Source organism: Aeromonas aquatica, from assembly GCF_000764655.1.
GTDB lineage: Bacteria > Pseudomonadota > Gammaproteobacteria > Enterobacterales > Aeromonadaceae > Aeromonas > Aeromonas aquatica.
Genome location: NZ_JRGL01000012.1, coordinates 138840 through 160920, shown reverse-complemented (window position 1 = coordinate 160920; position 22081 = coordinate 138840). Strand labels below are relative to the sequence as shown.

The 22081-nt window shown below is 62.3% G+C and carries 23 protein-coding genes and 1 riboswitch; of the genes, 5 read left to right on the top strand and 18 right to left on the bottom strand.

What is annotated here, in order from left to right:
• Positions 1–404: 404 nt before the first annotated feature.
• Together LG30_RS0103780 and folE are read right to left on the bottom strand one after the other, a co-directional pair.
• A complete protein-coding gene (locus tag LG30_RS0103780; RefSeq protein ID WP_033129377.1) occupies positions 405–2054 on the bottom strand; it encodes a methyl-accepting chemotaxis protein in 1650 nt (549 codons plus the stop codon).
• Between the two features lie 326 nt (positions 2055–2380).
• A complete protein-coding gene (folE, locus tag LG30_RS0103775) occupies positions 2381–3037 on the bottom strand; it encodes a GTP cyclohydrolase I FolE (protein WP_033129376.1) in 657 nt (218 codons plus the stop codon).
• 322 nt (positions 3038–3359) lie between these two features.
• Between folE and moeA the strand changes: the two genes are divergently transcribed.
• Complete coding sequence (moeA, locus tag LG30_RS0103770) at positions 3360–4586, top strand: molybdopterin molybdotransferase MoeA (RefSeq protein WP_033129399.1); 1227 nt, start codon at positions 3360–3362, stop codon at positions 4584–4586.
• The gene (gene moeB / locus LG30_RS0103765) at positions 4583–5341 is read left to right on the top strand and encodes a molybdopterin-synthase adenylyltransferase MoeB (RefSeq protein ID WP_033129375.1); all 759 of its coding nucleotides are present in this window, start codon (positions 4583–4585) and stop codon (positions 5339–5341) included. Before moeA ends, moeB begins: the two co-directional genes overlap by 4 nt.
• A gap of 118 nt (positions 5342–5459) precedes the next feature.
• Here the strand turns inward: moeB and LG30_RS0103760 are convergent, their stop codons facing one another.
• The 16 genes from LG30_RS0103760 to moaA all read right to left on the bottom strand — a co-directional run bounded on the left by LG30_RS0103760 (position 5460) and on the right by moaA (position 18776).
• Positions 5460–6239, bottom strand: coding sequence for an alpha/beta fold hydrolase (locus LG30_RS0103760; RefSeq protein ID WP_033129374.1), 780 nt, complete (start codon positions 6237–6239; stop codon positions 5460–5462).
• 129 nt (positions 6240–6368) lie between these two features.
• Positions 6369–7424: a molybdenum ABC transporter ATP-binding protein gene (modC, locus tag LG30_RS0103755; RefSeq protein ID WP_033129373.1), complete on the bottom strand. Its 1056-nt coding sequence runs from the start codon at positions 7422–7424 to the stop codon at positions 6369–6371.
• Positions 7421–8101: a molybdate ABC transporter permease subunit gene (gene modB / locus LG30_RS0103750; protein ID WP_033129372.1), complete on the bottom strand. Its 681-nt coding sequence runs from the start codon at positions 8099–8101 to the stop codon at positions 7421–7423. Before modB ends, modC begins: the two co-directional genes overlap by 4 nt.
• Before the next feature lie 308 nt (positions 8102–8409).
• Positions 8410–9138, bottom strand: a complete 729-nt coding sequence (gene modA / locus LG30_RS0103745; RefSeq protein WP_033129371.1) for a molybdate ABC transporter substrate-binding protein — start codon at positions 9136–9138, stop codon at positions 8410–8412.
• Between the two features lie 50 nt (positions 9139–9188).
• Positions 9189–9677, bottom strand: coding sequence for a molybdopterin synthase catalytic subunit MoaE (gene moaE / locus LG30_RS0103740; protein WP_374941482.1), 489 nt, complete (start codon positions 9675–9677; stop codon positions 9189–9191).
• Positions 9678–9680: 3 nt separating this feature from the next.
• A complete protein-coding gene (gene moaD / locus LG30_RS0103735; RefSeq protein ID WP_033129370.1) occupies positions 9681–9926 on the bottom strand; it encodes a molybdopterin synthase sulfur carrier subunit in 246 nt (81 codons plus the stop codon).
• Positions 9923–10426, bottom strand: coding sequence for a cyclic pyranopterin monophosphate synthase MoaC (moaC, locus tag LG30_RS0103730; protein ID WP_033129369.1), 504 nt, complete (start codon positions 10424–10426; stop codon positions 9923–9925). The genes moaD and moaC overlap by 4 nt, the downstream gene beginning before the upstream one ends.
• Before the next feature lie 57 nt (positions 10427–10483).
• Positions 10484–10990 (bottom strand): molybdenum cofactor biosynthesis protein B, encoded by a 507-nt coding sequence (moaB, locus tag LG30_RS0103725; RefSeq protein WP_033129368.1) that lies wholly within the window; start codon positions 10988–10990, stop codon positions 10484–10486.
• Positions 10991–11211: 221 nt separating this feature from the next.
• Complete coding sequence (locus LG30_RS0103720) at positions 11212–11802, bottom strand: cytochrome c3 family protein (RefSeq protein ID WP_033129367.1); 591 nt, start codon at positions 11800–11802, stop codon at positions 11212–11214.
• Between the two features lie 94 nt (positions 11803–11896).
• Positions 11897–12352 carry a nitrate reductase cytochrome c-type subunit gene (locus tag LG30_RS0103715; RefSeq protein ID WP_033129366.1) on the bottom strand — a complete coding sequence of 152 codons (456 nt, stop codon included), beginning with the start codon at positions 12350–12352 and terminating at the stop codon, positions 11897–11899.
• The gene (napH, locus tag LG30_RS0103710; protein WP_033129365.1) at positions 12352–13227 is read right to left on the bottom strand and encodes a quinol dehydrogenase ferredoxin subunit NapH; all 876 of its coding nucleotides are present in this window, start codon (positions 13225–13227) and stop codon (positions 12352–12354) included. Before napH ends, LG30_RS0103715 begins: the two co-directional genes overlap by 1 nt.
• Positions 13224–13958, bottom strand: a complete 735-nt coding sequence (napG, locus tag LG30_RS0103705) for a ferredoxin-type protein NapG (protein ID WP_033129364.1) — start codon at positions 13956–13958, stop codon at positions 13224–13226. The genes napH and napG overlap by 4 nt, the downstream gene beginning before the upstream one ends.
• A 15-nt stretch (positions 13959–13973) precedes the next feature.
• On the bottom strand, positions 13974–16463 hold the full coding sequence (gene napA, locus LG30_RS0103700) for a nitrate reductase catalytic subunit NapA (RefSeq protein WP_033129363.1): 2490 nt from the start codon (positions 16461–16463) through the stop codon (positions 13974–13976).
• 261 nt (positions 16464–16724) lie between these two features.
• Positions 16725–17012, bottom strand: a complete 288-nt coding sequence (locus LG30_RS0103695) for a chaperone NapD (RefSeq protein ID WP_374941483.1) — start codon at positions 17010–17012, stop codon at positions 16725–16727.
• Positions 17009–17530, bottom strand: coding sequence for a ferredoxin-type protein NapF (gene napF / locus LG30_RS0103690; RefSeq protein WP_033129362.1), 522 nt, complete (start codon positions 17528–17530; stop codon positions 17009–17011). The genes LG30_RS0103695 and napF overlap by 4 nt, the downstream gene beginning before the upstream one ends.
• A 253-nt stretch (positions 17531–17783) precedes the next feature.
• Positions 17784–18776, bottom strand: a complete 993-nt coding sequence (moaA, locus tag LG30_RS0103685; RefSeq protein ID WP_033129361.1) for a GTP 3',8-cyclase MoaA — start codon at positions 18774–18776, stop codon at positions 17784–17786.
• Positions 18764–18903: riboswitch (molybdenum cofactor riboswitch) on the bottom strand. Its footprint overlaps the gene before it by 13 nt.
• Before the next feature lie 79 nt (positions 18904–18982).
• Here moaA and narQ point away from each other — a divergent pair.
• The 3 genes from narQ to LG30_RS0103670 all read left to right on the top strand — a co-directional run bounded on the left by narQ (position 18983) and on the right by LG30_RS0103670 (position 21962).
• Positions 18983–20695, top strand: a complete 1713-nt coding sequence (gene narQ / locus LG30_RS0103680) for a nitrate/nitrite two-component system sensor histidine kinase NarQ (protein ID WP_033129360.1) — start codon at positions 18983–18985, stop codon at positions 20693–20695.
• Positions 20695–21333, top strand: coding sequence for a two-component system response regulator NarL (narL, locus tag LG30_RS0103675; RefSeq protein WP_033129359.1), 639 nt, complete (start codon positions 20695–20697; stop codon positions 21331–21333). Before narQ ends, narL begins: the two co-directional genes overlap by 1 nt.
• 203 nt (positions 21334–21536) lie before the next feature.
• Entirely contained in the window at positions 21537–21962 is a 426-nt protein-coding gene (locus LG30_RS0103670; RefSeq protein WP_033129358.1) for a globin domain-containing protein, read from the top strand.
• The last annotated feature ends 119 nt before the right edge of the window (positions 21963–22081 follow it).

The following is a 22081-nucleotide window of genomic DNA, read 5'->3' as shown; positions in this document are numbered from 1 at the left end:
CACAGCAGCCAGCCCTACTCCATATCCGCCACATCGATATTGATGACGACGGCGAGATAGTGGGATTGAGCTGAGTTTCAGCAGCCTGCCCCAATTACCCGCCACATCGATATCGATGACGACGGCGAGATAGTGGGATTGAGCTGACAAAACCACAGCAGCCTGCCCTACTCCATATCCGCCACATCGATATCGATGACGACGGCGAGATAGTGGGATTGAGCTGAGCCAGCAAGTCCGTCAGAAACGACAAGGCCCCGCCAATGGACGGGGCCTTCTGCTATCTGCGAGGCAACAACGCGACTTCGAACCTGTCTACGAGCTGTCGCGAGAGGTCGTCAGCTAGGTGAAGAGCAGCGCATGAGCCTTGATCACGGCCTCGCAGTAAGATCGTGCACAGGTTCTTAGAGCGTAAAGCGCTGGGTCATATGGTGCAACGAGGTCGCCAGCTTGCTCAGCTCGATGCAGGCCTGGGCGGTCTGCTGGGCACCCTGCGCATTCTCGTCCGCGGCATTGTGGATGTTGACGATGCTGCGGTTAAGCTCCTCGGTCACCGCGTTCTGCTCCTCGGTGGCGGTGGCGATCAGGGTGTTCATGTCGCTGATCAGGGTGACGGCGCCGTTGATGCTGTCGATGCTGTTGCCCGCCTCCCGCGCCAACCCGACGCTGTTTTGCATCTGCTGGCGGCTCAGTTGCATGGCGCTGCCCGCCTCGGCGGTGCGCTCCTGCAGCACCTCGATCATCTTGCTGATCTCGGCGGTGGAGTTCTGGGTCCGCTGGGCCAGGGAGCGCACCTCGTCGGCGACGACCGCGAAGCCACGGCCCTGCTCACCGGCGCGCGCCGCCTCGATGGCCGCATTGAGCGCCAGCAGGTTGGTCTGCTCGGCGATGCCGCGAATAACGTCAAGCACCATGCTGATGTTGGTGCTGTCCTGCTCCAGCTGCTGCACCACGCCGCCCGCCTGCTCGATCTGCTGGGACACCTGCTCGATGCTGGTGATGGCGCGCCCCACCACCTTGTGCCCCTCGCCCGAGGTCTGGGAGGCCGCCTTGGCCGCGCTCATGGCATCCGTGGTGTTGCGGGCCACTTCATTGACGGTGGACTGCATCTCGTTCATGGCGGTGGCCACCTGGGACACCTCGCTCTGCTGGCTGGCCATGCCCTTGGCGGATTGCTCGGAGATGGCGCTCACCTCCTCCACCGCGCTGCTGAGCTGGCTCACCGAGCCCGAAATCTCGCTCACCAGATCCGCCAGGGATCCCTGCATGCGATCGATGGCGGTGCCAAGCTGGCCCAGTTCGTCGCGTTTGAAGCGATTGCCCCGGATCCACTCCTGCAGCTCGCCCTTGCCGAGATCACCGCTCGCGATGCGCTGGGTCTGGCGGGCCAGCATCACCAGCGGATCCCGGATCTGGCGGGTCAGCACGGTGGAGAGCACGGCCACCAGCCCCAGTCCCAGCAGCAGGGCGATGATGATGCTGAGCTTGGCGCTGTCAAAGGCGGCCACTACGGCGGCACGGGAGTTGATGGAATAGCCGTGGTTGATCTGAATGAGATCCGCCACTGACTTGGCCAGACTGGTGTAGAGGGTAATCCCCTCCGTCATGAACAGGCGCTGGGCCTCGGCCATCTGGCCGCCGTCCTGCATCTGCCTGATGCGCTGATGCAGGGCGACGTACTTGCTCCAGTCCGCCTTGACGGTATCGAAGGTGCGGCGCTCCTCCAGGTCCTCCGCCCAGATGGTGGCGTCGTGGGCCGCTATCTGGCGCTCTGCCTCGCGCAGGCTCTGCTCGCTGGCATCGCGGTAATGGGCTTTCTGCTGGGGATCGTCCGCCACCAGGAACACATCCAGCTCGTACCGGCGCAGGGCATTGATGGTCTCACCCAGGGTGCTGGTGCGGACGACGGCAGGCAGAATGCTGTCGGTGAAGCCGGTGGCGGCCCGGTTCATGTTGCCAAACTGCAGCAGCGAGAAGCCGCCGATAAAGGCCATCATCAGGCCGAGCACCGCAAAGCCTGCGGTGAGTTTCTTACCTATGGTCATGGTGTTCATGGCATGTCCTGCAATGGGTGAGCGAGTGGTATTCGTCTGTGCTATGCCTTCCCGGCACGGATCAGGATACCTGCCATCCATAGCAGTACATTGAGCTGCCTACATCCTGATGACAGGGATGGGGCGAGTTCCAGGGGTAGCCGTGGCCTGTGCCCTGAATCGGCCTTGCCCTGTCAGGGCACAGGCCAGGACGGCGATCGACCGGCATGGTGAGCTGTATCGGCCCGACCGGGCACGGCTTTAGCACTTTTCTGACGAAAGTGTCGGGCAGAGCAAAAGGGGAGAGAAGACGACAGGGGCATGTCGATGCGACATGCCCCTGTCTGCTAGCCTTTCAGGCCGCCGAGGAACTCGGCGCGGGTGTCCGGCTGGGTCTTGAAGACGCCACCGAGGGAGGTGGTGGTGGTATAGGAGGTGGAGTCCATCACGCCGCGGGCCTTCACGCAGAAGTGGGTCGCACGGATGCTGATGGCCACGTCCCTGGTGCCGAGCAGGGTCTGCAGCGCCAGCAGGATCTGCTGGGTGAGCCGCTCCTGCACCTGGGGCCGACGGGCGAAGAACTGCACTATGCGGTTGATTTTCGACAGCCCTATCACCTTGCCGCGGGGGATGTAGGCCACGTGGGCCAGCCCGTCTATGGTGACGAAGTGGTGTTCGCAAGTGCTGGTGAGGCTGATGTCCCGCACCATGATCATCTCGTCCACCTTCATCTTGTTCTCGATCACCGTCACCTTGGGGAAGGTGCTGTAGTCGAGGCCGGAGAAGATCTCGTTCACGTACATCTTGGCGATGCGGTGGGGCGTCTCGGTCAGACTGTCGTCACGCAAGTCCAGCCCCAGCGTCTCCATGATGGCGCGCATGTGGCCTTCGATCTTCTCTCTCTTCTGCTGGCCGTTCAGGTCATTGGCTACCAGCGGAGTCTCCAGGCCCTGGGCCTCGAGGGCGGCCCTGACCAACAGGGCTTCCTGGCTTAAGCTCGTCATCTTGTTTCTCTCCCACGCTCAGGGACTGTGATGGCCACCGTACCGGTGACGGCACTCTGCGGTGCGCACCCGTTCAGGACGGTAATAGTACAGGGCGATTATTGTCATAATTCGGACTAACTCAAGCCCGACACCTGACTTTATGTCAAACCGTCCCGTTTTACCCTCGATCCACCCTGCCCATACGGGGGGAGTTGGGCGAGATAATGTCCCCTTTATTCCCCTCAAGCCCGCTCGCCACGCATTCCTGTGCGGTGAACCTGCCCATGGAGCGGTTTTTTTGGGATAATCCGCCCTCTACCACACCAAAGAGGTCATGATGATGGGATTCGATACGGTTGCACTGCTGCCCCTGGGCGATGCCCTGCAAGGGATGCTGGACCAACTCGCCTGCTGCTGCGATACCGAGCAGTTGCCGCTGCCCCAGGCACTGGATCGGATCCTGGCCCAGGACATCACCTCCCCCCTGTCGGTGCCCCCCTTCGACAATGCCGCCATGGACGGTTACGCCGTGCGCCTGGCCGATCTCGCCGCTGGCGCGCCGCTCAAGGTGGCGGGCAAGGCCTTCGCCGGTCAGCCCTATCAGGGAGAGTGGCCCGCCGGTCATTGCATCCGCATCATGACGGGAGCCCCTGTTCCCACCGGTACCGAGGCGGTCATCATGCAGGAAGAGGCGCAGCTCGAAGGGGAGCTGGTGCGCTTCATCAGCCAGCCGAGACCCGGCCAGAACATCCGCCGTCGTGGCGAAGACATGGCCGAGGGCTCGCAAGTGCTGGCCTCCGGGCTACGCCTCAGCCCCCGCGAGCTGCCACTGCTGGCCTCCTTGGGTATCGCCAGCGTGACGGTGCGCCGCCCGCTCAAGGTAGCCATCTTCAGCACCGGTGATGAACTTAAACCGGTGGGCACCCCGCTTGCCCACGGCGACATCTACGACTCCAATCGCTACGGGGTCAAAGCCATGCTGGCCCGCCTGGGCATAGATTGTCTGGACCTTGGCATCATCCCGGACGATCCCGCGCAGCTTAGGGCCGCCTTCATCAAGGCAGACCACGAGGCCGATGCCCTGATCACCACCGGCGGCGTCTCGGTCGGCGAGGCGGACTTCACCAAGCAGCTGCTCGAAGAGCAGGGCGAAATCGGCTTCTGGAAGCTCGCCATCAAGCCGGGCAAGCCGTTCGCCTTCGGCCGCCTGCCCCATGCCTGGTTCTTCGGCCTGCCGGGCAACCCGGTCTCCGCCATGGTCACCTTCGATCAGCTGGTGCAACCGGCGCTGGCCAAGCTCGCCGGGCAAACCTTCGCCCGCCCGCTGCAGTTGCAGGCCAGGGCCAGCGAACCCCTCAAGAAGGCGCCGGGTCGGCTCGACTTCCAGCGCGGCATCCTGAGCCAGGGACCGAATGGCCTGGAGGTGCGCAGCACAGGATCCCAGGACTCCGGCGTGTTCAGCTCATTGTCGCGGGCGAACTGCTACATAGTGCTGGAACAGGCGCGCGGCAGGGTCTCCGCTGGCGAGACGGTGAACGTCGAGCCCTTCGCGGGACTGCTGTTGTGAGCGAGATCCTCTCGGACGCCGAGCTGCTTCGCTACAACCGCCAGATAGTGCTCAAATCCTTCGACTTCGAGGGGCAGGAGGCGCTCAAGCAGGCCGCCGTGCTGGTGATAGGCGCCGGGGGACTGGGCTGCGCCGCCGCCCAGTATCTCGCGGTGGCCGGGGTTGGCCAGCTGACCCTGGTGGATTTCGACAAGGTGGAGCTCTCCAACCTGCAGCGCCAGGTGCTGCACAACGACGCGCGCATCGGCCAAACCAAGGTGGACTCCGCCGCCGAGTCGCTGCGCGCCCTCAACCCCTGGCTCGAGGTGAAGACCCATGCCGCCGTCGCCGACGAGGCGCTGCTCGATGCCCTGCTGCCCGCTCATCAGCTGGTGCTCGATTGCACCGACAACGTCGCCATCCGCAACCTGCTCAACCAGAAGGCCAGACAACATAAGGTGCCCCTGGTCTCCGGCGCCGCCATCCGGCTGGAGGGGCAGCTGTGCAGCTTCACCTGGCAGGCGGATGAACCCTGCTACGCCTGCCTGAGTTCGCTGTTTGGGGAGCAATCCTTGACCTGCGTCGAGGCCGGGGTGCTGGCCCCCATGGTGGGCCTGGTCGGCAGCCTGCAGGCGCTGGAAGCCATCAAGCTGCTGGCCGGCATGGGCAAGAATTACAGCGGCCGGCTGCTGATGATCGACGGCTTCCAAGGCGGTTTTCGCGAGCTGAAGCTGCCCAAGCGCCCCGACTGCCCGGTCTGCTCGCAACCCGCCTAGCCCTATGATGGCGATGGCCAATCGCCCCAGAGCCTGAATCCCACCAATCAAAAAGCCGAACCCGCGGATTCGGCTTTTTTATCTGAGCAACGCAGTGATTCGATACGCAAAAGCTGACTCAGTGGGTGCGCAAGATCCGCTCGAGCAGATGATTGAATCCGGCGGGATCTTCTGCTGGCCAGGCGTGGTGACCTGGCGGGGTATGGATGCTGGCGTTCGGCAGGGCAGCGAATTGTTCCACCCGCTTGGCGAGCGGCAGATAGTCCTGGATGGTGGAGATGATGGCGACCGGCTGCACTATCTGGCCGAGCCGGGCGCGGGCCGACCAGCCGGGCAAGCCATCGAGCAGGGCCCTGTAGGTCTTCTTCTTGTTGCTGCGCACGAAGCGCTGCCGGAAGGTGCTGCGCACCTGGGCGAGCTCGGGACCGGGGAAGAGTTCGCGCGCCAGCCACCAGGCGAGCGGACGCATACCGAACCAACGCAGCCACTTGAGGCGCATGGCGTGGCGTTCCTGATCCTTGGGGGTCTCCAGCAGACATTCGCTGAAGCCGTTGACCAGCACCAGTCCACGCACCTTGTGCGGCAGTTGCAGGGCCAGCTCCAGCGCCACCATGGCCCCCAGCGACAAGCCCACCACCCAGGCGGGTTCCGGCTGCTCGTCGAGCCAGCGAGTCACGTCACCGGCCAGGGTGGGCACGTCGAAGGGCCCCTCCTGCATGCTCTGGCCATGGCCGCGCAAGTCCAGCGCCACCACCCGGTAGTGTTCACTGAAGCGTTCTATCTGCGCCTGCCAATCGAGGCTCGAGGAGCCGAGCCCGTGCAGCAACAGCAGCAGGGGGCCTTCTCCCGCACTGCGCAGGGCCAGCCCCTGGGATTTCATTACCTGGTTGCGACGCACTCACGCTCTCCCTTTCGGCTCAATGCCTGCCCTGATGATCTGACTGTCGTTGCCTTGATGGGCATGCCCTCTGCGGCCCGACGCCCTTGCAAAACAGGGGCATAACGCCGCCGACCCGGTCCCTAGCGCCTAGCCCTCGCCTACCAGGCTCACCGCCTTGATATAGGCGTAAAGCCGCTGCCCCGGCACCAGCGCGAGCCGCGCGGCGGAGCGGCTGGTGATCCGGGCCAGCAGTATCTGCTGCCCCAGCGCCAACTGCAACAGGGTTTGCCCGGGCCTCAGCTCGCGCACCTCGAGCAAACGGGTCTCGAGGCAGTTGGAGAGGCTGGAGTGCGCTATGGGGGCGGTCGCGATCACCACGTCCCGCCCCGCCACCTTGATCTGCAGGGGGGCGGTCTCATCGGGGGCATGCTCCATGGTGACCATCAGCAGCTGATCCCCGAGCCGCAGGCTCGCCATCTGCTCGGCCGAGTCATAGTGGGCCAGAGTCGCCTCCAGCATGACGCCGGCGTCGTCACGGCTGGCGAGCGACAGATCGGTGCGGGCGAAGATCTCGCTCGGCCGCCCTTGCGCCTCCACCCGGCCTTCCGCCAGCAGCACCAGCTGATCGCACAAGAGGCTCACCTCCTCCATGGCGTGACTGACGAAGATCATCGGCATGCCGCTCTCACGCTGCAGCCCCTTGAGCACATGGGCCTGATGGATGCGGCTGCGCCTGTCCAACGCCGAGAAGGGCTCATCGAGCAGCAGCAAGTCTGGCTCCGCCAGGAGCGCCCGCCCCAGTGCCACCCGCTGGCGCTGGCCCCCGGAGAGGCCATGGGCAGGCTGACCGAGCAACTCGACGAACCCGAGCCGCGCGGCCAGTGACTCGGGTTGCCAACGCCCCCTGCCCTTGCGGGCGGCCAGTTGCAGGTTGTCCAGCACCGTCAGATGGGGAAACAACCGTGAGTCCTGAAACACCAGCCCGATGCGACGCTGCTCAGGCAACAGGCCGGCCAGCTCCCGCTCCTGCCAGCGCAGGCCGTCGGTCGGCAGGCGATCGAGCCCCGCCAGGATCCGCAGCAGGGTGCTCTTGCCGCAGCCCGAGGGGCCAAACAGCCCGAGTATGCCGGCAAGGGGCAGCGCCAGATCGCAATCGAGCTCGAATCCACCGAACTGGCGGCGAGCCTTGAGGTGCAGATTCATCCGAACAGCCTCCGTTGCCGACGTTGCAGCACCCCGTAGACCAGCACCAGCATGACGAGGGAGAAGCCCATCAGGCCGCCGGCAAGATAGTGGGCATGTTGATAATCCATGCTCTCAACGTGATCGAACAGGGCGATGGAGAGCACCTGGGTTTCCCCCGGGATGTTGCCCCCTATCATCAACACCACCCCGAATTCCCCCAGGGTGTGAGCGAACCCCAGCGCCGCCGCCATCACGAAGCTCGGCAGCGTCATCGGCAATATGATGTGAAAGAAGCGCTCGAGGGGCCCCAGCCCCAGGGTGGCGGCCGCCTCCAGCTCTTTGTTGCCCATGTTGACGAAGGCGGAGGTGAGCGGCTGTACCACGAAGGGCAGCGAATAGAGGATGGAGGCAAACAGCAGGCCGAGGAAACTGAAGGCAAGGGGGGCGCCGAAGGTCTCTTTCCACCAGGCACCGAAACCGTAGGAGGGGGAGAAGGCGAGCAGCAGATAGAAGCCGAGCACGGTCGGCGGCAGCACCAGCGGCAGCGCCACCAGCGCCTCCACCAGGGGACGAAGGCGATGCTGGCTGCGCGACAGCCACCAGGCGAGCGGCGGTGACAGCAGCAGCAGAATGCCGGTGGTGCTGGCGGCCAGCTTCAGAGTCAGCCAGACCGCCAGCAGATCCCCTTCACTCATAGCGCTTCCTCTCGGGTTGGAATGACAAACGCTGGACCCCGGATGACCAGACGCCGCTTCAGGATCAAGCGACACACCGCGAACAGATCCCCTTCGCTCATAGAGTCTCCTCTCGGATTGGAATGACAAACGCTGGACTCGGGGTGACCAGACGCCGCTTCAGGATCAAACGATACGCCGCGAGCAGATCCGCTTCATTCATCGCCAGCGCCCTCTGCGGGGATGTGCATATCCATGGTTTTCCTCCTTGAGTCAACAAACTGGCCGGCACAGGGCCGGCCAGTCATCAGGGGGTCACAGGCTCGCCATCATTGCGGCAGGGCGTAACCCGCGGCCTTGATGGCGCTCTGGCCCGGGCCCTTGAGCCAGGCCACCAGGGCATCCACCGCCTCGCCCTTCTTCAGAACCAGGCCCTGCTGCTCGATGGCGGGATAAAGCGCGTTCGGCACGGCCCAGGCTTCGCCGGTCTTGTCCGCTTCCACCAGGTTGGCCCAGGCGACGAAGCCCATCTCGGCGTTGCCGGTGTCCACGAACTGCCAGGTCTGGCCGATGTTGGTCCCAGTCAACAGGCGATACTGCTTGGGATCGATCTTGAGGTGCGCCAGGGTCGCCATGGCGGCGGCCCCATAGGGAGCAGTTTTCGGGTTGGCGATGGCGAGGTTGCCCTTCCAGTCCCGCAGGGTGGCCTCATCGGGTGCCGGGCCGCCCTTCTTCCACAGGCCCAGCTGGCCGATGGCATAGGTGAAACGCTCGCTGCCCTTGCCCTCTTTCTCCAGCTTCTCGGGTGTGGCCACATCGGCGGAGAGGAAGAGATCGAAGGGGGCGCCGTGGCTTATCTGGGTGTAGAGCACGCCGGTGGCCGCCGAGCTGATAACGACGCTATGGCCGGTCTTGGCGGTGAAGTCCTTGCCGATGCGCTCTATAGTGCCCTTGAAGTTGGCGGCCACGGCGACCTTGACCTCATCGGCCTGTACGGCGGTGGTGTGCAGCGCCGCGGCGCAGATCCCCAGCATGACAACAGATAACAGCGGTTTCATTCCCTTACTCCTGGTTGCGGATCCTTCGTGACCAGATCCTGTTATGGGGTCTATTCCCCTGATTGCCAGCGGGCCGCGGCGGCGTCATCGCTCTCCTTGGCCTCGACCCAGCGCTGAATCCCCTCGGCGGTCAGCTCTTTTTTCCAGAACGGCGCCCGGGTCTTCAAAAAATCCATGATGAAGTGGCAGGCCTCGAAGGCCGCATCGCGATGGGCGCTGCTCACCGCCACCAGCACTATCTGATCGCCGAGCAGCAATTCGCCGATGCGGTGGATCAGGGTGCACTCTTGCAGCGGCCAGCGACGGCGCGCCTCGGCAACAATATCCGCCAGCGCCTTCTCGGTCATGCCGGGGTAGTGCTCGAGGGCCAGCCCCTTGACCTGCTCCCCCTGATTGAAGTCGCGCACCTTGCCGACGAAGGTGACGATGGCCCCTGTGTCGTGACGGGTGGCGAGCCGCTCGTACTCTTCACCGAGGGAGAAGTCGGCCCGCTGCACCAGAATGCGGTCGGCGGCGTCATTGCGCATCTCGTGGGACATGGCTCAGCCTCCGGTCACGGGGGGGAAGAAAGCCACCTCGTCGCCATCGGCCAGCGCCGTATCCAGAGGCACCAGGGTCTGGTTCACCGCCACCAGCAGCTTGCCCGCCTCGAGCGCCAGCGCCCACTTGTCACCGCGCTCACATAAGGCACTGCGCAGCTGCTCGGCGTTCGCATATTCGCAAGGGAGGCTGAGCTCGTCACAATCGACCAGCTCTCTGACCTGGGCAAAGAACAGTACCTTGATCATGCTGGCTCCTCGGGGTTATCCAACGAGCTGGTCAGCTGGAAGTGGCCGGACTTGCCGCCCTTTTTCTCCACCAGTCGCAGCTGCTCGATCACCATGTCTTTTTGCACCGCCTTGCACATGTCGTAGATGGTGAGCGCCGCCACCGAGGCGGCGGTCAGGGCTTCCATCTCCACCCCGGTCTTGCCGGAGAGTTTGCAGAGGGTGCGAATATGGACCCTATTGTGCTCGGGCTGGGGGCTAATCTCTACCTCCACCTTGGTGAGGGCCAGCGGATGGCAGAGCGGAATGAGGTCGGCGGTCTTCTTGGCCGCCATGATGCCGGCGATGCGGGCGGTGGCGAACACGTCCCCCTTGTGGTGTTGACCGCTCAGGATCAGCGCCAGGGTCGCAGGCGCCATGGTCACGAAGGCCTCGGCGCGGGCCTCGCGCGAGGTAGACTGTTTGTCGGTCACATCCACCATATGAGCTTCACCGCTCTGGTTGAGATGGGTCAGGTTCATCACTATTCCCCTGCTTGAGAGCTGGAATAAATGGCGCGTGCTGACACGCGCCGCGATTCAAAGATGGGAGACAAAGTTGCACGGCTTGGTGCGGGCATCGAGCTGCTCCCGGATCAACTGCTCCCAGCCGAGCTGGCAGGCGCCGGTGGAGCCAGGCAGACAGAAGATGAGGGTGCGATTGGCGAGCCCCGCCAGGGCCCGGCTCTGCATCGCAGATCCCTTGATCTCGGCAAAGGAGAGTTGACGGAACATCTCGCCAAAGCCCTGCACGGTACGCTCGAACAACACCCCCACCGCCTCGGGTACCCGGTTCTGCTCGTTGAAGCCGGTGCCGCCGTTGACCAGCACCACCTGCACCGCCTCGTCGGCGATCCAGTCGCTGACCTGGGCCCGCACCCGGAACAGGTTGTCGGCGCACAGCGCCCGATCGGCGAGGTGATGCCCGGCCTCGGTCAGGGCTGATACCAGATAATCCCCCGAGCTGTCGTCGGCGGCGGTGCGGCTGTCGGAGACCGTCAGTACGGCGATCTTGAGGGGGATGAATTCGCTGTTTTTTGATGCCATCAGGACATTTCCTGTCAATCAATGACCATGAGAGGAGAAGGGATGAACGCTGCTGCCCGGCCAGATATCCGCCGGCCACGCCGGTTGTGAATGCACAGGGGCACGGGCGCCGCATTACCGGGGACGGATTCTATCAAAAGTTGGCGGGAAGAGGGGGTTAATGAGCCCATAAAGATGAAATGCCACCGGGCCGGCAAGGGCCGGCGCGATGGCATTGGTGCTTAGAAGCCTTTCACGCCCGTCATGTCGGGCAATTGGTGCGCTATCCCCTTGTGGCAGTCGATACAGGTACTCTCCCCGCTCGCCAGACTGGTGGAGTGCATCTGGGCACCCCGCTTGCCTTGCAAGGAGAAGTCCATGTATTCGAAGTTGTGACAGTTGCGGCACTCCCTCGAATCCGTGTCCTTCATGCGCTGCCACTCCCGCTCGGCCATCTCGCGGCGATGGGATTCGAACTTCTCGCGGGTATCCACCTTGCCGGTCAGCATGCCCCACAGCTCCTTGGAGGCCTGCACCTTACGAATGATCTTGTAGGTCCACTCGTGCGGTACGTGGCAATCCGGGCAGCTGGCGCGCACGCCGGAACGGTTGGCATAGTGAATGGTGTCGCGGTATTCCACGAACACGTTGTCCTTCATCTCATGACAACCGGTACAGAACTTCTCGGTGTTTGAGGCTTCCATGGCGGTGTTGAAACCGCCCCAGAAGATGACCCCGCCAAAGAAGCCCATCATCAGCAGCACCCAGAGGGCCGCCTTGGAGGGAGACTTGAAGGTGGTCCAGAGTCGCTGCACAAAACCAGGTAATTTCATCTGTGGATTCCTCAGTTCGGTGCTTCGTTCAAGGGAAACTTGAAAGTGTTCCAGAGATGTTGCGCAAAGCCGGGTAATTTCATCTATGGACTCCTTAGTTCAGTGCTTCGACGGGCTTGAAAGTATTCCCGACCAGCGGCTTGGCATCCGCTTGCGGCACGTGGCACTGCAGGCAGAAGTAGCGACGGGGCGAGACCTCGCCCAGCGTCATGCCGTCACGGGTCTCGAAGTGAGTCGGGCTGATCTTGGGGGCTTTCATGGCACTGGCGTTCTTGAAGCTGTGACAGGCCAGACATTTGTTGACCTTGTTATCCACCTCGTAGTTGCGGATATCGTGGGGGATCAGCGGAGGCTGATGCATGTACTGGCGATCATAGATGTCACCGTCCTTGCGAAAGTTCTTCAGCGGCGCGGGATCGGCCTCGGTCGCGAGATCCGTGCTTCCTCGCTCCGACTTGATGCCCCCCGTGCTGTTGGTGACCTCGGGGACTGCCGCCATCAAGGAACCCGCCATCAGGCAAGCCAGCATTGCTCCAATCAGCTTTTTCATTATGTGTTCTCCGACATTGTCTCTGCCTTGACGGCAAAACCTACAGTGATTTCAAAAACTTGCTCCGCGCAGACATCGATGCAACGGCCGCAATTTGTGCACTCCTGAGCCGCAATCAAGGGCCCGTGACCGCGCCTGGCACCGTGAACCGGGCCGCGCAGGATGGGACGCTCAGGGCAGACCGCATAACAATCCATGCAGTTGCTGCAACGCTCACGCCCCCTGGCTGATATCTTGATAAATCCAACCCGGTTGACCAGGGCATAGAAGGCCCCCACCGGACAGAGATGGCCACACCAGCCCCGCTCCACCACGAAAAGGTCGAACAGGAACAAGGCCACCAGCAAACCCCAACCCGCCCCCATGCCAAACAGCAGGCCGCGCACGCCGAGGGAAACCGGGTTGACCAGCTCCCACACCAGCACACCGGTGACGGCCGGGGCGATCAGCACCATGGCCAGCAACCAGTAGCGGGTGTTGCGACTGAACTGGCCGTTGCCCTTGAGGCCGAGCCGGGCCCGTAACCAGGCCGCCGCATCGGTGACGAGGTTGACCGGGCAGACCCAGGAGCAGAACACCCGCCCCCCGACCAACCAGTACCCGAGCAGCACTATGGCCGCCCCGAGCCACAGGGTGGCGAGAGGCCAGTGGCCCGCCGCGACCGATTGCAGCAGGGTGAGCGGATCCGCCAGCGGCACCGTCTCCAGCAGCAGGGAACTCGAGAGATTCCCCTTGAGGATCCAGAGATCCGCCAGCGGCCCCAGCAAGAACAGGCCCAGCACGCCGAACTGGCTCAGGCGCCGCAGCAGCAGGAAGCGGTGTGACCGCCACCAGCCGAGCCGAGCCCTCGCCTCCTGTCCCGGGTAGCCGCTCATGATCCCTCCGGGGTACGGGTCGGCAGGCTGAGCCGCTCACCGATGAGGGACTTGCCCGCCTTGCGCTTCTCTTCCCAGCCGAGCCGGTAATGATGACCGAGCTCCCCCTTGGCGAGCCCGCGGGGCACCACCTTGATGGCCGCCGTCTCCAGCACGCAGGCATGCTCGCACTTGCCACAACCGGTGCAGACATCGCTGTGCACCGTGGGCAGAAACATGGCGTGCTTGCCGGTGCGCGGGTTGCGCTGCAGCTCGAGGGTGATCGCCTTGTCAATCAGCGGGCAGACCCGATAACAGACATCGCAGCGCAGGCCCAGATAGTTGAGGCAGGTCTCATGGTCGATGAGCACCGCCACCCCCATCCGCGCCTGATCGATGTCGGTCATGGCCGAGTCCAGCGCCCCGCTCGGGCAAGCCACCACACAGGGGATGTCTTCACACATCTCGCAGGGCACGGCCCGTGCCTCGAAATAGGGGGTGCCCGTGGTCACGGGGTCGAGCAGCCTGGCGAGTTTCAGGGTGTCGTAGGGACAAGCCTCAACGCAGAGCCCGCAGCGTACGCAGGCGCCGAGAAACTCGGCCTCCGTCAGCGCCGCTGGCGGTCGCAGTGCCTGGGCAGGCACGGCTTGCGCCTGCTGCCGGGCCACTGTGCCGAGCCCTGCGCCAAGCAGACCCACTGAGCAGGCCCCCTTGGCGAGATCGGTCAGGAACTGGCGACGGCTGCGACTCATCCCCCGCGCCCCGCCTTAGGCCTTCATGACCTTGACGGCGCACTTCTTGTAATCCGTCTCCTTGGAGAGCGGATCCGTGGCGTCCAGGGTCAGCTTGTTGACCAGCTGGCTCGCATCGAAGAAGGGCATGAATACCAGGCCTTTGGGCGGACGGTTGCGGCCGCGGGTCTCGACACGGGTCTTCACCTCGCCGCGACGGGAGGCGACGATCACCTCTTCCCCACGACGCACGCCACGGGCCTTGGCATCTTCCGGGTGCATGAACAGTACGGCGTCCGGGAAGGCGCGGTAGAGCTCGGGGACGCGGCGGGTCATGGAGCCGGTGTGCCAGTGCTCCAGCACCCGACCGGTGGAGAGCCACATGTCGTATTCCTTGTCCGGCGACTCGGCGGCCGGCTCATAGGGCAGCGCGAAGATCACCGCCTTGCCGTCGGGCTTGCCGTAGAAGCGCACGCCCTCCCCCGCTTTCACATAGGGATCGAAGCCTTCGCGATAGCGCCACAGGGTCTCCTTGCCGTCCACCACCGGCCAGCGCAGGCCGCGCGCCTCGTGGTATTGATCGAAGGGCGCGAGATCGTGACCGTGACCACGGCCGAAGCTGGCGTATTCCTCGAACAGCCCCTTCTGCACGTAGAAACCGAAGTGTTCGGCCTCGTCGTTCAGGACGCCCTTGCTCTGCTCTTTCGGGAACTGATCGACCTGACCGTTCTTGTAGAGCACCTCATAGAGGGTCTTGCCCTTCACTTCCGGCATCTTGGCGATAAGCTCGGCCGGCCACACCTCTTCCACGGTGAAGCGCTTGGCAAACTCCATCAGCTGCCATAGATCGGACTTGGCCCCTTCCGGCGCCTTGACCTGCTGGTGCCAGAACTGGGTACGGCGCTCGGCGTTGCCATAGGCCCCCTCTTTCTCCACCCACATGGCGGTGGGCAGGATGAGATCGGCGGCCTGGGCGGTCACGGTCGGGTAAGGGTCGGACACCACGATGAAGTTGGCCGGGTTGCGATAACCGGGCAGCCCCTCCTCGTTCATGTTCGGACCGGCCTGCATGTTGTTGTTGCACATCACCCAGTAAGCGTTGAGCTTGCCGTCTTTGAGCATGCGGCTCTGCAGCACGGCGTGATAACCCACCTTGTCCGGGATGGTGCCTTCCGGCAGTTTCCAGATCTTCTCGGCAATGGCGCGGTGCTTGGGCTCGGTCACCACCATGTCGGCGGGCAGACGGTGGGCGAAGGTGCCCACTTCGCGGGCGGTGCCACAGGCGGACGGCTGGCCGGTCAGGGAGAAGGGACCGCTGCCCGGGGTGGAGATCTTGCCGGTCAGCAGGTGGATGTTGTAGCAGAGGTTGTTGGCCCAGACGCCACGAGTGTGCTGGTTGAAGCCCATGGTCCAGTAGGAGACCACCTTCTTGGCCGGATCGGCATAGAGCTGAGCCAGCTTTTCCAGCTTGTCCTTGGAGACGCCGGAGAGCTTGGAAACCGACTCAACGTCGTAATCCGCCACGAATTTCGCGAAGTCATCGAAGCTCATGGGGGTGGATTCGCCGCTGTCCGGGTTCTTCGCCTGCTGTTGCAGCGGGTTGGTCGGACGCAGGCCGTAGCCGATGTCGGTGACGCCCTTGCGGAACTGGGTGTGCTTGTTGACGAACTCCCAGTTCACCTTGTCGTTCTGGATGATGTAGTTGGCGACGTAGTTGAGGATCGCGAGATCGGTCTGCGGCGTGAACACCATGCCGTTGTCGGCGAGCTCGAAGCTGCGATGCTCGAAGGTGGAGAGCACATGCACCTGCACGTCCGGATTGGAGAGGCGGCGATCGGACATCCGGGACCAGAGGATGGGGTGCATCTCGGCCATGTTGGAGCCCCACAGCACGAAGGCGTCGGCCTGCTCGATGTCGTCGTAGCAGCCCATGGGCTCATCCATGCCGAAGGTGCGCATGAAGCCGACCACGGCCGAGGCCATGCAGTGACGGGCGTTGGGATCCAGGTTGTTGGAGCGGAAACCGGCCTTCATCAACTTGGAAGCGGCGTAACCTTCCCACACTGTCCACTGGCCGGAGCCGAACATGCCGACGGCGGTCGGGCCTTTCTCTTTGAGGGTGGCCTTGAACTTCTCGGCCATGATGTCGAACGCCTGATCCCAGCTGATGGGGGCGAAGTCACCGTTCTTGTCGAACTTGCCGTTGGTCATGCGCAGCATGGGCTGGGTCAGCCTGTCCTGGCCGTACATGATCTTCGACAGGAAGTAACCCTTGATGCAGTTGAGGCCGCGGTTGACCGGGGCATCGGGATCGCCCTGGGTCGCCACGACGCGCCCATTCTGGGAACCCACCAGCACGGAACAGCCGGTACCACAGAATCGGCACGGCGCCTTGTCCCAGGTGATGGCGGTCTTGTCGGTACTGGTGATCAGGTTCGCCGCCAGGGTGGGGGCGCTGACACCGGCCACGGCGGCGGCTGCCGCCACCGCGTTGGCCTTCATAAAGTCGCGTCGACTCAGCTTCATGGCATATCCTCACTTTGCTTATCGCGTAAGTTGTCGAGTGTATCGATCTGGTGGTAGCTCAGGGCGGTGAACAACACACCCGGCATCGCTTTTATCGCATCAATGGCCGCCATCCTGATGAATCCCGTTGGCTCAGCCTTATGACGCGTCATTCCTTGTTATTGCACATCGAATTCATCGAACTAGTGGTAGATAAAGGCAGCACAGAGCCCCGCATCACCTGCATCATGGGAAGCCGCACTGGCTCAGTCTCATGACGCCTTATTGCTCGCATTGGGCATCGGATTCATCGAACTGATGGTAAATGAGGGCGGCGGAGAGCACCCCCGGCATCGCATTAATGGTGTCGATGGCATCCAAGATAGGACGCTGGCTCGGCCCCTCCAGGGTAACCACCAGCTTGCCTTCGTCGCTGACGGCGTGGATCTCGGCCCCCTCGAGGGCGGCGATCTGCTCGGCGAGCCGGTGACGCAGTGGGGGCTGGGTCAACACCACCAGGCTGGATACGTGGAACTCTGCTCGGTTCATATTATTTTCCAACTTGCTCATCGCTTGCTTCCTGTCGGCGTGTCGTCATGGCGAACTCCGATCCTGATGCTGCCTACCGGACAATCCGCAACGCAGGCGCCGCAGCCATTGCACAGCTCGCTATCAACGCTGGGGGTAGGGACTCGTCCCAGCTGGGGGAAAAAACGGATCGCCTGCAGCTCACAACTGTCCTGGCAACGCTGGCAGAAGACCTGGGCACTGGCCAGGCAGCCCGCTTCAATATGGGCCACATAATCCCACGGCGCCTGGGTGGTCGGCCGGAATATCGGCGCCTGGCAGGCGGTCACACAGTCGGTGCAGAAGGTGCACTCGCCGCGCAGAAAATCCACCGTCGGGAAGCCACCGTCCCCCTTGACCAGGATCTGCTCGGGGCAGGCCGCCAGGCAGTCACCACAACGGGTGCAATCGGCCACAAAGCCGGCCCACGAGACGGACCAAGGCAACTGCACCTTGGGCTCAGTCGGGCTCAGTCGTCCTCGAAACAGACCGCGGCGTGACAGGTTGACCCCATCCGGCATATCGACTCCTTTTTTCAGGGACAGAACACGAGAGCGAATACAGTGATTGGTATTTTTAATACCTATTAGAAGCGTGGGTGTATATTGCGACTCTGACAAGTCCAGTGATATACCACTAGGGAGATAAACAGGGGGGATTCTTGCGCTGGATCAAACCCTTGGCGCAATAAGCAGCAATCGGGGCAAACCAAATTACCCCTATGGGAGGATTGCTTATTAATCTGTGGCTATTTTTGTGCGGGAGATCAACATCTCAGCCACCGATGGAGGCGAGGTGGGGAGTCATGCCGGCATTGCCGTCGTGCAGACGGTGGGTGGCGGCCTTGCCGGTGAGGGCATGGCGGATCCGTTGTTGCAGCTCATCTTGCTGGGCATCCCTGTCCAGCAGATCCCGCAGCTCCACGCCATGGTCGCCAAACAGACACAGATGCAGCTTGCCTACGGAGGAGACCCGCAGCCGGTTACAGCCGGCACAGAAGTCCTTGCTGTAGGGCATGATAAGCCCCACCCCACCCCGCGACTCAGGATGCATAAACACCTGGGCCGGGCCGTCATCCACCCCGCGCAGTTGCTGAACCCAGCCACTGCCGAGCAGTTGCTCCTTGATGAGCTCACCGCTGGTGTGGTGATCACGAAACAGGTTGTCCATCTCCCCGGTCTGCATCAGCTCGATGAAGCGCAATTCGATAGGCTTATCTTTTATCCAGGCCAGAAACGCATCCAGCTGATGATCGTTGAGTCCCTTGAGCAACACCGCATTGATCTTCACCGACTTGAAGCCGGCAGCCAGCGCAGCTTCAATGCCTTCCATCACCTCCGCCAGCTTGTTCTCGCCGGTGATCTGGTGAAACTGGCGGGGATCCAGACTGTCGACGCTGACATTGAGGGCGGTGAGGCCGGCATCGAACCACTCCCGTGCCCGCTCCTTGAGGCGATAGCCATTGGTGGTCATGGCCACCTTCTCGATCCCGGGCGTATTGGCCACGGTCTCGATGATGGCGGTGAAATCACGGCGCAGGGACGGCTCGCCGCCGGTCAGGCGCACCTTGCGGGTGCCCATGGCGGCAAAACCTGACACGACACGGCGGATCTCCTCCAGGGAGAGAAACGATTTTCGTCCCTCATTCCCTGCCGGAGGGCGGTAGCCGTCGGGTAAGCAGTAGGTACAACGGAAATTGCACACGTCGGTGACAGACAGGCGCAAATAGTAAAAACGACGGGAAAAACCATCTTCAAGTGGCAACATAAACACCTTTCCAAATACGGGAGGCCAGGGCATTTCTTTCCTGACCCTTACAGCTCGAACATCGGCTGACGGCTGTTTCCCCCTATCTCAAGGACTTAGGCAAAACAGCTCGGAGTTCATCTAGTTTTTCGATGCTAGCACAAGTTGGAGTACACTCCCATGCTACTTTGTGGGGTTATTATCTGATCCGAGGGAATCCAATCGGTATGGGAAAGTGGTTCAAAGTGCACTCGGTCAGCAGCGCCATCGGCCGCTCCATGGTGCTGATCCTGTTCATGGCGAGTCTGATCGCCGTCGTCGCCATGGTCACCCTGTTCTATTCGGTACCCGATGCCAAGGCCATCAACCTGTCCGGCTCCCTGCGGATGCAAGCCTATCGCATGGCCTACGAGATAGAGCAGGGTCAGGTCGTGCTCGGACGGCTCGCACAGTTCGAACAGACCCTGCATGCCCGTGAGCTGCAAGAGACCCAGCGCTGGATCACCCCCGCCTCCCTGCGCCGTACCTATGGCGAGGTCCTGCTGCAATGGCAAGTGATGCGCGAGCACATCGAGAATGCGACGCCCAGGCGTTACACCGACAACACCGAGCAGTTTGTCGCCGCCATCGATGACTTCGTCAACCAGATGCAGTATCACGTCGAATTCAAGGTACGCATGCTGGCCCTGGCAGAAGGGCTGGGCCTGCTCTCCATCATCACCATCGCCTGGTTCACGGTGCGCTTCACCCGCCAGCAGGTGGTCTCCCCGCTCAATCAGCTGGTCTATTGTGCCCGCCAGATCCAGCGTCAGGAGTTCGATCTGACCCTCCCCCCCCACTGTGATAACGAGCTGGGGGAGCTGTCGGGCGCCTTTGCCACCATGGCAGACGAGCTCGGCAAGCTCTACCGGGAGCTCGGCAGCAAGGTCGAGGAGAAGACCGCCAAGCTGCAACAGGCCAACGACACCCTCTCCTTCCTCTATTCAACCGCCCAGAAGTTGCATGCGGCGCCGCTGAGTCGACGCACCCTGCAAAAGCTGCTGGAGCGGGCCGCAGCCCATCAACACATCGATTACATCCGGCTGACCCGCTTCGAGCACAATGCCATGCCGGTCTACATCACGGGGCGACAGGGCTGGCCGGGCGATCTGGAGACTGTGGTGAGTTTCTATCTGCAGATGGACGATCAGGAGTACGGACGGCTCGACATGATAAGCGATCACCCCATCGACGAGCGGCTGATGAAGAACTTCTCCATGCTGCTGGCCCAGGTGCTGCACAAGGATCAGACCCTGCTGCAACACCAGCGCCTGCTGCTGATGGAGGAGCGCGCCGTCATCGCCCGCGAGCTGCACGACTCCCTGGCCCAGGCGCTCTCCTACCTCAAGATCCAGTCCACCCTGCTCAAGCGTTCCGTCGCCAAGGGCGATCATGGCAAGGCCGAGGCTGCCATGCAGCAGATCGACGAGGGGCTCAGCAACGCCTATACCCAACTGCGCGAATTGCTCGGCACCTTCCGCCTCAGCATTGGTGACGCCAATCTGGGGGAGGCCATCTCCGTCATGCTGGATCAGCTCAAACCCCAGACCGGTGCCGAGATAAGGCTCCAATACAGCCTGTCCGATACCGATCTTGAGGCCGGACAGCACATCCATATCCTGCAGCTGATCCGTGAGGCAGTGCTCAATGCCATCAAACATGCGGGCGCACAGCTGATTGAGGTTAGCTGTGAGACCCTCGCTAATGGTAACATTCAGGTTCAGATTTCAGATGATGGTGTCGGAATTGGGAGCGCGAGCTCCGCGGTCAATCACTACGGTCTTAGCATCATGAACGAGCGCTCCAGCAAGTTGCACGGCCAGCTGGCCATCAGTGAGCTGCCGTCCGGAGGCACCCGTGTACACCTGACCTTTCCCACCAGCCTAACAAGAGACGCCTGATGGACGAGATGAAATATAGTGTTCTGGTCGTGGATGACCATCCCCTCATGCGCAAAGGGATTGTGCAACTGTTGGAGTTGGAAGATAACCTCGAGGTGATAGGTGAGGCCTCCAACGGGACTGATGCAGTGGCCATGGCCAAGGAGTCCGAACCGGATCTTATTCTGCTCGATCTCAACATGAAGGGCCTGTCCGGTCTCGATACCCTCAAGGCACTGCGGGCCGAGGAAGTCACCTCCCGGGTGGTGATCCTGACCGTCTCCGATGCCCGCCAAGACGTGGTTGCCCTGCTCAAGGCCGGTGCCGATGGCTATCTGCTCAAAGACACCGAGCCCGATATGCTGCTGGGTCAACTGGCCGATGTCATGACCGGCAAGCAGATCCTGAGCGAGCCGCTGCGCCCCTATCTGGAAAACATCTACGAGCTGGATCACCTGCAGCAGAAGCTCGAGAGCCTGACCCGACGCGAGATGCAGATCCTGCGCGAAATTGCCAAGGGACTCTCCAACAAGCAGGTCGCCTCCGTGCTTCACATCTCCGAAGGAACCGTCAAGGTTCACGTCAAGAGCCTGCTCAAGAAGCTCGAAGCCCAGAGTCGGGTAGAAGCCGCCGTCATGTATCTGGAGCAGCGCAACTAAGCGCACACCAGGCAGAGCTCAGCAGGCTGTATCAATGCCCACATCAGGCCCCGTCACCTCGGGGCCTTTTGCTGGATGCGACACCAAAGCCTCGCCTTCAGATAAGCCCGACACCGGGGCGCATGAAATAATCTCATCTCGCCACATCTTATTGAGTTATTGCATTATTATGTTCATGCGACCACAGATGGGGAACGGGTAACATGACTACCGCACAGATCGAACTGGTACAGAAGGCATGGGGCAAGGTCACGGCACTAAATACCAGCTACGTGCTGGAGGTGTATGAGGAGTTGTTCCGACAGTCGCCAGAATTGATCAACCTCTTTCCCGATCCTTCGGGAATGCCGATCGCCAAGGTATCAGAGACCCTGAACACGGTGATCACCAGCCTGGAGCAACTGGATGCCCTGGGTTTCATCATCAGGGATCTCGGTCGCAGGCATCAAAAGTTCAACGTGCAGCCACACCAGTTTGCACTGTTGAAGCAGGCGCTGACGACGGTACTGGCACGGCGCTTGGGGGAGAGCTTCAAACCCGAACTGGCCGAAGCCTGGTCACAAATGTATGACGAGATCTCCACCTTGATGCAGGAAGGGCTCAATCAGCGCACCACATCACTCGCCTGACTCACATTGACCATCACTCCGTATGGTCCTTTCTCCCATCGAACGGATAACGACAGCCAGGCATTTTGCGGTAAGTGCATTTGCAATATGCAAACGATGCCCCATTCTGCAGACGGGGC